Origin of the sequence: Streptomyces sp. BE20, assembly GCF_036322525.1 — a bacterium.
Lineage (GTDB): Bacteria > Actinomycetota > Actinomycetes > Streptomycetales > Streptomycetaceae > Kitasatospora.
Genome location: NZ_JAQYWW010000616.1, coordinates 18,821 through 30,284, shown reverse-complemented (window position 1 = coordinate 30,284; position 11,464 = coordinate 18,821). Strand labels below are relative to the sequence as shown.

Annotated in this window: 10 protein-coding genes and 1 pseudogene; 3 read left to right on the top strand and 8 right to left on the bottom strand. The window is 69.2% G+C overall.

All coding sequences use genetic code 11. The annotated features are described in order from the left end of the window. The first annotated feature begins 928 nt into the window (after nucleotides 1-928). The gene (locus PUR61_RS12265) at nucleotides 929-3,052 is read left to right on the top strand and encodes a family 20 glycosylhydrolase (protein WP_329878786.1); all 2,124 of its coding nucleotides are present in this window, start codon (nucleotides 929-931) and stop codon (nucleotides 3,050-3,052) included. Nucleotides 3,053-3,492: 440 nt separating this feature from the next. On the opposite strand, the gene PUR61_RS12260 is transcribed toward PUR61_RS12265, so the two are convergent. From PUR61_RS12260 to PUR61_RS45315, 4 genes and pseudogenes are all read right to left on the bottom strand, one after another. After that, the gene (locus PUR61_RS12260; RefSeq protein WP_329878784.1) at nucleotides 3,493-4,539 is read right to left on the bottom strand and encodes an LLM class flavin-dependent oxidoreductase; all 1,047 of its coding nucleotides are present in this window, start codon (nucleotides 4,537-4,539) and stop codon (nucleotides 3,493-3,495) included. 321 nt (nucleotides 4,540-4,860) lie between these two features. After that, nucleotides 4,861-5,094 (bottom strand): annotated as a pseudogene (locus PUR61_RS12255) (transposase family protein); the annotation flags it as partial. 129 nt (nucleotides 5,095-5,223) lie between these two features. Next, complete coding sequence (locus PUR61_RS12250; RefSeq protein ID WP_329878782.1) at nucleotides 5,224-6,261, bottom strand: helix-turn-helix domain-containing protein; 1,038 nt, start codon at nucleotides 6,259-6,261, stop codon at nucleotides 5,224-5,226. Further along, nucleotides 6,258-6,749, bottom strand: coding sequence for a DDE-type integrase/transposase/recombinase (locus PUR61_RS45315; protein ID WP_443034462.1), 492 nt, complete (start codon nucleotides 6,747-6,749; stop codon nucleotides 6,258-6,260). Before PUR61_RS45315 ends, PUR61_RS12250 begins: the two co-directional genes overlap by 4 nt. A gap of 141 nt (nucleotides 6,750-6,890) precedes the next feature. On the opposite strand from PUR61_RS45315, the gene PUR61_RS12240 reads away from it, so the two are divergent. Both PUR61_RS12240 and PUR61_RS12235 read left to right on the top strand, forming a co-directional pair. After that, nucleotides 6,891-7,139 carry a hypothetical protein gene (locus PUR61_RS12240; RefSeq protein ID WP_329878780.1) on the top strand — a complete coding sequence of 83 codons (249 nt, stop codon included), beginning with the start codon at nucleotides 6,891-6,893 and terminating at the stop codon, nucleotides 7,137-7,139. A 178-nt stretch (nucleotides 7,140-7,317) separates the two neighbouring features. Further along, complete coding sequence (locus PUR61_RS12235; protein WP_329878778.1) at nucleotides 7,318-7,482, top strand: hypothetical protein; 165 nt, start codon at nucleotides 7,318-7,320, stop codon at nucleotides 7,480-7,482. A gap of 402 nt (nucleotides 7,483-7,884) precedes the next feature. Here the strand turns inward: PUR61_RS12235 and PUR61_RS12230 are convergent, their stop codons facing one another. From PUR61_RS12230 to PUR61_RS12215, 4 genes are all read right to left on the bottom strand, one after another. Then, complete coding sequence (locus PUR61_RS12230) at nucleotides 7,885-8,724, bottom strand: TauD/TfdA dioxygenase family protein (protein ID WP_329878776.1); 840 nt, start codon at nucleotides 8,722-8,724, stop codon at nucleotides 7,885-7,887. Next, a complete protein-coding gene (locus PUR61_RS12225) occupies nucleotides 8,706-10,055 on the bottom strand; it encodes a DUF6895 family protein (RefSeq protein WP_329878774.1) in 1,350 nt (449 codons plus the stop codon). Before PUR61_RS12225 ends, PUR61_RS12230 begins: the two co-directional genes overlap by 19 nt. A gap of 7 nt (nucleotides 10,056-10,062) precedes the next feature. Next, a complete protein-coding gene (locus PUR61_RS12220) occupies nucleotides 10,063-10,914 on the bottom strand; it encodes a class I SAM-dependent methyltransferase (protein WP_329878772.1) in 852 nt (283 codons plus the stop codon). Nucleotides 10,915-11,072: 158 nt separating this feature from the next. Further along, a complete protein-coding gene (locus PUR61_RS12215) occupies nucleotides 11,073-11,309 on the bottom strand; it encodes a hypothetical protein (RefSeq protein ID WP_329878770.1) in 237 nt (78 codons plus the stop codon). Nucleotides 11,310-11,464 lie beyond the last annotated feature (155 nt).

The following is an 11,464-nucleotide window of genomic DNA, read 5'->3' as shown; positions in this document are numbered from 1 at the left end:
TCCATCGCGGTGGTCTCGTCGAGGACGGCCCCGAGGAGTCCGTCACCGTCGACCTGACCGCGGATGACGACACCCTGTCACTGCCGAAACTGGACGCGTTGGAACGCAAGCTCCGCGCCATCGAACAGCAGCTCGGCTGAGGGTGGCGTGTTCTGCGTGGAGCCCCGGGTGGGGTTGTCCGATGAGCGGCTCTGTTCCGTAAGCGCCGGTGGCAGGCCCGGCGGCACCCCGGTCGTGGGTAGGGGCCCCCGTCACACCGGGTCAGGAGATCGAAGTCCACCCCCGGATGTCGCCGCGCTGGAACGTACGCTCCGGGGTGGGCCCGGTGGCGGCGTGGGTGGCGCCGGCGCCGAGGGTGCGCTGCTCACGGGCGGGAACGTCGGGCGCCGGGGAGGTCGCGGATCCGAAGGCGGAACCTGAAAGCCGAGCCCGACGGACTTGCGCCGTCACTCACCTGGCGGATCCGCCGGCAAAGGGGCCCGACGCCCCTCGATCCTGCACGGGCTCGCTCGTCGGGACATCCAGAGCGCCCGTGCACCGTCGTGCGCCGAACCGGTCACCGCGTACTCGTTCCCGCACCGTGTGCGGGCGTGACAAAGCCGCCCACGAACGGACAAAGATGTGCCCAGGTAGCCCTTGACGATCCGTCGGCCTCCTGACACGGTTTGCTTAAAGGTGTTCGAAAATAACAAACTTGATGCACCTTCAAGCAATGTATGAGCTCATTCGCGTGCAGCGCCGCACGTCCGCTGCCCCTCTCGCGTACGTCCCGCAGCGCGACGACGGCGGTTCGCCCCGGTGCAAGGCTCCGGAACCAATTCCTGCGGTCCGGTGCACGCGCCTCACCGTCGTTGCCGACGCGATTCGCCCCCCCTGGCCGTGCACCCCCGGTGTGCGGTTCCGCGTAATTCTGTCCGAAGGAGTCACCATGAGCCGGTCGCACCGACGGGGCCGACGCCTCGCCGTCCTCGTCGCAGTCACCCTCACCCTCCCGCTCACGGCCACCGTTTCCCAGGCCGTGGCCGTTCCCCCCGCACCCTCGACCTTTCCCTATGCCCTCACGCCGTTGCCGGTCTCACAGCAGGCGCTGGGCGGCCCGGGGTTCGCCCTCACTCCCCAGACGCGTATCGCCGTCCTCTCCAAGGACTCGGCGGCGATCGGCGTCGGTACCTACCTGTCGAAGCTGCTGGCCCCCGCGACGGGCTTCGACCTCCAGGTGGTGAAGGCGACCAAGGCGCCCGACAAGGCCGTCGTCCTGGATCCCAACGGCCCCAAGACACTGGGCGCCGAGGGATACACCATCACGTCCAACAAGACCGGCGTCGTCATCAAGGCGTACGGTGCCCAAGGCCTGTTCCGGGGCGTGCAGACCCTTCGCCAGCTGCTCCCCGCCGCGGTCGAGTCCCGCACCAAGCAGAACCGCACGTGGACCGTCTCGCCCGCGAAGATCTCCGACGCGCCGCGGTACGAGTACCGCGGCGTGATGCTGGACGTCGCCCGCCGCTTCTTCTCCGTGGACCAGGTCAAGCGCTACATCGACCAGGCGGCCGCATACAAGATCAACACCCTGCACCTGCACCTGACCGACGACCAGGGCTGGCGCATCGCCATCGACGCGCTGCCGAACCTGACCAAGGTCGGCGCCAGCACGCAGACCGGCTTCACCGGCGGCACCGGCTGGTACTACACGAAGGAGGACTACAAGGAGATCGTCGCCTACGCGTCGTCCCGGTTCATGACCGTGGTGCCCGAGATCGACGGCCCCGGCCACACCATGGCCGCCCTCGCCTCGGTGCCCGAGCTGAACTGCGACGACAAGGCCCAGCCCCCCTACTCCGGCGACGACGTCGGGATCAGCCTCTACTGTCTGAAGGACCAGAAGCACACGGACGAGACCACACGCTTCCTGCGGACCGTCATCAAGGCCGTGGCCGAGCTGACCCCCGGCCCCTACATCCACCTCGGCGGCGACGAGACCCCGGACGCCACCCCGGAGCAGTACGCCTCCTACGTCAAGGCCGCCACCGACGCGACCACCGCGGAGAGGAAGACGGTGATGGGCTGGCACCAGCTCGGCCAGTCCCCCGTCCCCGCCGGCAGCCTCCTGCAGTACTGGGGCGAGGACAGCGACCGGGAGACCATCGGCACGGCGACCGAGAAGCCGGGCATCCGCCACCTCCGCGAAAGTGTCGCCCAAGGCGCCAGGTTCATCATGTCGCCGTCCGACCACGCCTACCTGGACATGGCGTACGACGCCTCCACCCCCTACGGTCTGAACTGGTCCGGGTACGTGCCGGTGCAGCGCTCCTACGAGTGGGACCCGGCCACCGTCACCGGCAAGATGGACGGCACCGGCTCCATCGTCCCGGCCAAGAAGATCGCCGGCGTCGAGGCCGCCCTGTGGGCCGACCACGCCCACGAGGGCAGCATCAAGGACCCGAACTCCAACATCCGCTGGCCCGAACCCCAGGACTACGCCGACTACATGAGCTTCCCCCGGCTGCCCGCCATCGCCGAGGTCGGCTGGAGCCCCCAGTCCATCCGCAGCTGGGAGGGTTTCCGTCAGCGCCTGGCCCAGGAGGGGATGCGCTGGAAGGCGGCCGGTATCGGCTACTACGCCGCCCCGGGCATCCCCTGGCCCGGCACCGTGCGCACGGTGGAGGGCGTCCACACCATCGAGACCCGGGGCATCGCCCTGGAGAACGGCGGCTCCTCCTCCGACGGCTCCGACCTGTTGGTGTGGCTGACCAACCGGGGTGACAAGCAGAGCTGGACCATCGCCACCCAGTCCGACGGCACCTACACCATCGCCAACAAGGCCTCCGGCAAGTGCGCGGAGGCCGCCGGAGCCGCCGGCTCCACCATCGTCCAGCGTGCCTGCAACGGCCAGACCGCCCAGCGCTGGAAGATCACCCCGGCCAACTTCGACCGGTATACGATCACCTCTGCCGCCAGCGGCCTCGCGCTCACCGTCGCCTCGGCCACCAAGGGTGCCAAGGCGACCCAGCAGCCCGACACCGGCTCCGAACTGCAACGGTGGTCCATCGACTGACCGGCTGCCCGGGGTCACCACCCCGCCCCCGCTCCGGACCCGCCCGTACTCCCGTCCGGAGCGGGGCCCGGTCGGGCGAGGTTCCTCTCCGGGGCGGTGAGGTGGTGCGCATGAAGTGGTCGGATGCCCTCGCCGGTGGGCGAGAACGCGGCGGATGTCAGCCCCTCGGAACGCCGGGCCGGACCTGTGCTCTGGCCGGCGCTGTCGTGGATGCGGCCGGAGGCATCGATGCGGCGCCGCGCGTCGACGTCGGTGAGGGCCGGTTCGGGCGGCAGCCGGGGCACGCAGCTCGACATCGGTGAGCGTGACGACGGGTGGCACACGGGTCCTCGACCGCGCCCCGGTCGTGATCGCGGTCTGCCCCGACCTCGGCCACCCCTGCGCGGTGGCCACGGTGACCACGCGCGGCAGCAAGGAACACGAGGTCCCGGCGACAGTCGTCAGGCGAATAGCCGTGCGAGCTCGGCCATTTCGGTCCCAGGGTCCACAACGGGCTGGATCACCAGCTCGTCGACCCCCGCGTTCTCCAGCACGTTGATCCGCTCGGTGAGCTCCTCCCTGGTGCCGACCAGGCCGAACTTGTCCACCAGGGAAGGCACGACGAGCTCGCGGTCCTCGGGGGACAGTCGACCCAGGTAGTTGCGGTAGAGCGCCTGGTGACGCTCGGGATCGGTGGGGGTGGCGCCGCGCAGCCGGAGCAGACGGTCGACAGCTGCGGCCTCTTCCGGAGGGAGGGCCGCGCGGAGGACGGGGTTCTCCGCGCCGAGGATCAGTGCGCTCAGTGCGATGGGCCCCACCGAGTCCTTGACCGGATCGCCGTAGCGGTCCTCGCCGTCGGCGAGGACATGGAGGGAGGACATGAGATACGAACGGGTCTTCTCGGCGCCGCCCGCGTCCCGCGCCGCCGCCCGCCGGGCCCGGCCGAGGGCGGACCAGGCCACGGGGCCGTGCATCGCGAAGGAGATCACCCCCGCGCCGAGCCGGCCGGCGACCGCGGCAGCCGTCTGGCCGAACGCGGCCACGACGAACTCCACGGGAGCCTCGGTGTCGACGTACGGCCCGGCGTGCAGGAATCGCACCCTGCTGGACCGGGCACCCTCGCGGTAGTCCGACTCGCGGCCCGCGGTGAGATCCTGTAGGGCGGCCGTGAACGACTCCAGCTCCGCCATCGTGGTAGGCCGCATGCCGAGCGTACGGCGCGCCGTGTTACCGGTGCCGACCCCGCAGATGATGCGGCCGGGGGCGAGGGCGTTGAGGCTGCCGACGGCCGCCGCCGCCGCGGGAGCGGAACGCAGTGCCGGTGAGGCGACACCGATGCCGAGCCTGATCCGGTGGGTGGACTTCGCGCAAAGTGCGAGACTCACGAACGGATCGCCGTGGACCATCGGCGTGTCGTACACCCAGAAACTGTCGAAGCCGAGTTCCTCCGCGCGGGCGGCCAGGTGTTCCACACCCGGCCCTGCTGCCGTGACGATGCCGGTCCGCATGGCTACTCTCCTCGCCGTCGAGTGAGGTGGCTGAACCACTCCGGTTGCGGTTCGCTGTCGTTCCTGGTCAAGATCATGCCCGCAGTGCGCCGGTGGGCCTACCGCAGCGGCTTCAGGACCGGGAAGGTGTCGCGCGAAGACGGGCGAGGGCGCCTACCTCACCTCGCACGACGCTGCCACGAGCCGGTACGCCTTCCGGGATTGCCGGGGCCGCGTCATACCCGGACCCTGACCAACCCAGCCCCCGGCGGCGCACATTCGCCTGCCACACGAGTGTGCCCCGGGGATCTGATGACCTGAAGGGTTACGTCGTGGCGGCGGTGCGTGGAGGTCAGTGACCTGGTGGACGCATGCGTGGGCGGTCCCGGCGCCGAGCCGGAAGCCGGCGGCGATCTGGGCGAGGGTGTCGTGCTTGCGCAGGTGCACCAGTGCGACCAGCGCCCGTCGGGAGGAGCGGAGCTTGCCCCGGCGGTTACCCTCCCGGGTGACGATGAGCATGGTGACCCACTCGACGAGCGCGTGCGGCGAGTCCAGTGCGGCAGGACAGGTGACCACCAGGGCTCTCCGGCAGAGGACTTGAGACGTCAGATGCCTTCCTCAACTGCCGGGGATCCCAGTCCGTTCTTCCCCGGTCCACAACTGCCCGGCCGCCACCCGATCGGTGGCCGCTCTGAGAAGGCTCGGTCACTCCCCGGGAGGCTCAGCGTGGTCACAGTCGCGAGCATATGCGGCCGGAGTCTGACCGTACCGGCTCTTGAAGGTTCGGATGAAGTGGCTACTGTCGGCGAACTGCCAGCGGGCTGCGACCTCTGCGACGCTGGGCCGCCCGGCCCGGGCACTCAGGGCGAACCGTGCCTGTTCGAGCCGCCGGCCGCGGATGTATCCGGCGACCGTCTCGGCCCTACCAGCGACGGTCCCGACCTTGACGGCCGAATGGTCCGCAGCGGCGGTCGCGAATGCCCGGTGCAGGGTGCGTACGGAGATGTTGAGAGTACGGGCCAGTGTCGCCGGGGAGAGGTCGGGGTCGGTCAACCGGCGATCGATGACGTTCTTCACCGCGCGCACCAGGACGGATGCCAACCGCGGCTCGGAGTCGTCGGGCTGCCCGGCCACCACTCCGCCGCCCGGGTCGGTCAGCGTGTTGCGACCGGCATGCGACCCGGCCGGATCGGTGAGCGTCTCGTCGATCGTCCGGACATGGGCGAGGAGCATCCACCGCTCCAGGGCGTCGGCCGATCCGGTGATCAGCCGATCGCCCCTGAGCCGATCGCCCCTGAGCGGATCGACCGACGAGGCCGGCAGGATGAGCACGCTTGCTGCGGGGTCGCGCGCTGCCTCGTGGGTGGGCGCGCCGCTGCGGTGCACCGGCAACCTCCTCGCCGAGACCTTCGTCTGGCCGACGCTGCGCCGGTCAGACAAGGCGGTGCGCCGCACCACATGCACCATCACCCGGCTCTCCTCGCAAAAGGGCACACCGCGTAAAGTCCCCAGGAGTGACGTGCTGAGCACATCGGCGATGACCGCGCTGAGCACCGTGACGGCGCAAGTGCTGATTTCATATTCCCCGTTGTGGCCCGGAACGAAGACGGGAGCCGGAGGTGCCGTAGCCGTCTGCTCCTCCCCGCCGCACCGAAAGATGTCAAATCCATCCTCCGGGGTCGTCGAGGCGGTGATGTGAACAGCGAACTCCGCTGCCTTTTCGAGCTTGTCGGTCGCGGTCATGAATCCTTGCTCTCCTCGGATCTCGTAACAGGATCTGGAATGTCGCGTTGGTCCCCGAAACTGTGGAATTCTTCGTCATGCGACCTTGGCCGGCCATCGTGAGCGAGACACTGGCCAGGACGGCGTTGTGGCGCCGTCCCGTAGGCGAGCAGGCATCGCGAGAAGAGGTCGATGACCGTGGCCAGGTGTAGCCTTCCTCCACCGGTTTCGATCTCGGTCACGTCACCGGACCAGAGCATGTTCGGTGCGGCAGCGCCAAAATGACGGTATGCCAGCCCGGGAGTCGTCTTCCGCTGGAGCCTGCCCTGTTTGCTGGACGGCTTGATGCTGAGGAGCTTGGTGCCCGAGGAAGTGGTTCTGGGTGCGAGCGGGTTGTGTACGATCACGCGCAGCATCTCATTGACCGCGGCGGCGGACTCAATGATTCTGGGAAGTGGGGTGAATAGGTGACGGCCGAGGTTCCCGGCGGACGCGGTAATGACGGTCACGAAGGCCCCGTCGGTCTTGCTTTCTATGCATACCCATCCTGCAAAGGGCCGCAGCGCCGCCGCAATGGCGAACTCGGCATGGATTCATTGACGGAAATGGAATGATGTCCAATCTCGGAGGCCCGGATCGAGCGGCCGTCCATGGCCCGGCTGCTCGCTCGGAAGGATCGCGGCGGCCTCGTCCCGCGCACGGCCGCCCGGCAGCAGCATGATCGACGGGTCGGCCTGATCTCGCTGACCGGGACCGGACTGGCAAAGCAGACACGGGTGTACTCGGCGTTGTTCGAAACCGACGATCAGGCGTTGCGAGGCTTCAGCGCCAAGGAGATCGATCTCCCTCTGGACCCGCCGAGAAGGCTCGTCGCCAATCCCGGGGAGAATCCGGACTGACAGTGCGTCGGGTGCCGCAGCGACTGGGATTGGCCCGCTGGTGTGGCGTGAGTGCACCGTGGGCGATCGATGACGACTCGTGGGCGCTGAACGAGCCGGTGTTACCGCCGTGGCCGGAGCGGCCTCCGGGGCATCGGCGGGTGGACCGGGCCGGCTGTGCCTGCCAAGCGTGTTGCTCGTGTTGCTCGCCGGGACCACCTGGCCCCTCGCCCTGCTCCACCAGTTCAAGCGTCTCGCCGTCCGCTGGGAGCGTCGCCTCGAACGTCAGGACTCCGTCCTCTCGCCCGCGTGTGCGCCCCATCTACCGGAGGAGGCTCAACAAGCCGGCGGCGTCGCCGTGTGACGAGTGTTCAGTACATGACGTCGGCCGGGTAATAGGTGGTAATGTGCACAAATGACTGACGTGATCATCCTTCACGGAGCTTGGCACCAGCCCAGGGTTTCGGCGTAGTCGCAAGGTGCCCGATTCGTGATGGTCTGCCAGCTCGACGAGGCCCCCGGAAACGTGGCAGGCACCGCTTCCAAGAGGGGCCACGACTGCATGGTCGTCGTGCCGGACCGGCTGGCGGAACTCCTGCTGAAGGCCGCAGACGGCACCGGACGACCACTGCCGGGCGGACCGGTCCCGACGGACACCGGCCGGGGCGGCGCGACGCCCACCGTACCAATCCCCGAACGTGGGTGAGTTGCCGTCAGCCAGACGTCCGGCCCGCCCCAGTGCGGGCCGGATGTTCCACGGGTGGGGTCAGACCGGCTGGAGGCTTCCGGCGGGAAGCGGGGTCCCGGATGCGCCGAGCGGTGCGTCGCCGGCGATGCTCACCCGCTCCATCACCCTCCGGGCGGGCAGGTAGTCGCCGACAGCGTAGTGCTGGAGAGACCTGTTGTCCCAGAGCACAACGGTGCCGGGCTGCCACCGGATCCGGCACTGCACCTCGGGCACCGTGACCCCGCGCAGGAGGAAGTCGAGTAGTTCGGCGCTCCGGGCCGGCGACAGGCCGAGCACGCGCGTTGTGTACGCCTGGTTGACGTACAGGATCTCCTCGCCGGTCTCGGGATGGACACGCAGGACCGGGTGCGCGAGCGGCGGCGCCGCGGCGAGCAGCGCGTCTCGGAGCGCGGCGGGGGCGAATTTGGCGATGGAGTGCTCGGCGCGCACGGGCCGGAGCACGTCGCGAAGGTCCGGCGGGAGCCGGCGCCAGACCTCGCGCATGTCGGCGAAGAGCGTGTCGCCACCGCTCGCCGGGACGGTCACAGCGCGGAGGACAGCCCCCATCGGCGGTTCGGGGCGGAAGCTCATGTCGCTGTGCCAGATGTTCTCGGTCGGCGGGGCGTCGGCGCCGTGCTCGATCCGGGCGATGCAGGGCCGGTCCGGATCGTGGCCGGGGAAGATCTCCAGCGCGCCGAACTGCCGCCCCAGCGCCTCGTGACGGGCCCGATCGAGGGTGTCCTGGCCCCGGAGGACCAGGACGCCGTGGGTCAGCAGCAGTGTGCGGAGCACCTCGCGGCCGTCCCGGCCGATCAGCTCGGGGACGGTGGCGCCGTGGATCTCCGCGCCCAGGACCGGTGTCAGCGGGCGGACGTCCACGGCACCTCCTGCGGGGTCAGGAGCGCGGCGAGCGAGTCGTCGCCACCGAGGCGAGCCCGCCGCACGAGCAGACGCCGCGTCTCATGGTCCACCACACTCGGTCCGGCGACGGCGCGCATGCCGAGCAGGGACAGCAGATCCTCGGTGCGCTCCTCCGATGCCGCGGTGATCAGGTAGCTGTCGATCACGACGCGCAGCAGGGCGTCGTGATCCAGGTCGACCCCCCGGGCGGCGGTGATGCCCGCCCAGGCGTTGAAGGTGTGCGCGACCTGGCTGCTCAGGTGCGTCTCGCCAGCACGCCGCCCGCACCATTCCTCGGGGAAGCGTAGTTCCTTGGGCTTCGACATGATCCGGGCGACGTCGCCGCGGTCGCCGCCGGTGACGGCCAGCACCGAGCAGAGAAGTCCGTAGACGAAGGTGCTGTGGTAGCTGTGGAAGAGAAGGTAGTTAGTCGGATCGGGGGCCCTGCGGTGCTCCGCGTCTCGGAACGTCGGAGAGGGGACGAAGCCCAGCCGGTCGAAGATCGAGCTCAGGGCGGCCAGTGCGGTCAGGGTCCCCTCCCGGGGCCGGTCGCTGGTCAGCGCGTCGGTCAGCGCGAGTTCCCCGGCGAGGTCGAGATCGTTCAGCAGCAGCCTGCAGGCGCAGAGGGCGTCGATCCACTCCTGGTCGGCGGACACCCGGCCGGCGCGGCCGAAGTCGGTGACGTACATGGCGGTGTGGGTCAGCGCGTAGAGGTCGCCGGTAGCCATGAACAGCGCGCCCCGGACGTTCTCGAAGGACGTGCACGACCGCAGCCCCGCGGAGGAGAGTCGCGGATCGCGCTTTCCCTCGGCGATCGTGCGCACCCATGCCTGGTCGAGTAGCCGGTAGGGAACACGCTCGCGAGGGTGCGGGATCTGCTCCTCGCACCACAGCGTGCGCAGGCGGGCCCGCTTCGCCGCGTCCCCCCGGCCGAACCGGTCGAGGATGACCCAGATCGCGCCAGCAGACGACCACAAGTACGGCTGCCAGCGCACGAGTTCGTAGATGTGGTCGAGTGAATCGGTGCAGTCGGTGATTGCGTCGAGCAGTCTGGACAGGGCCGGGTCGTCACCGACGGCCCGGTGGGCGATCAAGGCGAACAGCGCGGCTTCGATCAGCATCTTCTCGAAGGGCTGGATGACTTCCGCCTCGTCGGTCTCCCACAGCGGTGCCGCGCCGTGGCCGATGGTGAGGGCCCGGGTGCCCCAGTCGAGGCAGGTCCTGATGCGTTCGCGGAGCCGGTCCGTGCAGGTTTGCGCGGGGCCGGTCGCGGAGGTGGTCGCGAAGGTGCTCACGTCTGTGCTGATCATCGGGGTCTCAACTCTGTCCGGCGCAGTCGGCCAGCACCCGCGACAGCTCGGCCGCGTCCGCGATTGGACGCTCCAGCGGCGAGCTTCGACGGGTGGGGACCACGACCACGGTGTGGGTCGGTGACAGGGGCCCGCCGGAGGCGGTGACCACCAGTTCGAGGATGGCGGGTCCGGGCCCGCCATCCTCGTCGCACTCGAGCAGGACGTCGCAGATCACGGGCACGCCCGGACGGGCCGGGACGAGGCCGAACTCGAAACCCCTGACCGCGACCTGCCGCCGCCCGGGGAGACGGACGGACAGTTCGAGCGCGGAGGCGACAGTGACCCGCAGGGCCCGGCCCAACAGGTAGGACGCGCCGACGGGAAGCTCCAGGTACGTCGCGAACGAGTCCCACTCGACCAGGCCGTGCCCGGAAGCTCGGTCGTAGACGTAGAGCGGCGAGGCACCGGAAGGAATCCTGGCCGAGGCCACCGTGCCGATGACCGGGTACCGGGCGGTCACCACCCGGCGGCACGATCCCTTCTCCATCAGGCCGTTCCCCAGCCGCTGGTTCAGGGCACCGCCGAGGTAGAGGTACGCGAGATCCTCGGCGGCATCGAGATGCTCGAAGACGTCGCCCAGGCGCACGGACGCGTTGCCGAGCCGCTCCCCGTCGATCCGGCGGGCCGATTCCGCCGCGACAACGGGGTCGAGTTCGATACCGACACATGGAAGACCGGGAAATCGCCGCGCCACGCTGAGGAGGACTTCACCGTACCCGCAGCCATAGTCCACGAAATGCCTCGGTTGGACGTCGTCCAATAGCTCCAGCAATGCCTCCACGGTCATGGCGGGCGAGTCGGCGACGGCGAAGCGCATCGATAATCACTCGGCCTTTCGAAAATGCGGCGGACGGGCAGAGGGGCGGACGGGACGGAGCTGCGGAACGCTCCTCCGACCCGGCGGGGGCCGCGCCACCCGGCCCGGTCGCCCGTCGGGTTTCCGGAGTGGATGGCGCGGCCGGGGACACCGGTCCGTCAGGCGTTGAGCGCGCCGGGCTGGCTGACGTTCTGCAGTTCGTTAAGCCCGGCGGGCAGGCCCTTGTAGACGACCACGTAGCCGTCCCAGGCCACGGCGCCGCTCGCAACCTTCGCGCCGTTGTCGATGGCGCCGACACCGTTGATCTTGAGGATGTCGCCGATCTTCGTGTCGAGGTTCACCGCCCCGGTCGAGGCCAGGTCGCGAGCCAGCTGCTCCACATCGGAAATGGCCATACTATTTTCCTTTCGTGTGCGATGTATCATGCAGTGGCTTTAGATCCTAGACGAGCCGACAGTGCGATCCAGTTAATTCTCATGCGAGTCTCACCCCCCCTCTATTCCTGCCCCGGCGATGTTGTGGATCATGGCTGTCATGAGCGCCCAATCTG

Coding starts and splice junctions, on each gene's coding strand:
- PUR61_RS12240 (WP_329878780.1), top strand. CDS start 6,891: ATGGCCCGGCTGCTCGCTCGGAAGGATCGCGGCGGCCTCGTCCCGCGC.
- PUR61_RS12225 (WP_329878774.1), bottom strand. CDS start 10,055: ATGATCAGCACAGACGTGAGCACCTTCGCGACCACCTCCGCGACCGGC.
- PUR61_RS12265 (WP_329878786.1), top strand. CDS start 929: ATGAGCCGGTCGCACCGACGGGGCCGACGCCTCGCCGTCCTCGTCGCA.
- PUR61_RS12215 (WP_329878770.1), bottom strand. CDS start 11,309: ATGGCCATTTCCGATGTGGAGCAGCTGGCTCGCGACCTGGCCTCGACC.
- PUR61_RS12250 (WP_329878782.1), bottom strand. CDS start 6,261: ATGACCGCGACCGACAAGCTCGAAAAGGCAGCGGAGTTCGCTGTTCAC.
- PUR61_RS12220 (WP_329878772.1), bottom strand. CDS start 10,914: ATGCGCTTCGCCGTCGCCGACTCGCCCGCCATGACCGTGGAGGCATTG.
- PUR61_RS12260 (WP_329878784.1), bottom strand. CDS start 4,539: ATGCGGACCGGCATCGTCACGGCAGCAGGGCCGGGTGTGGAACACCTG.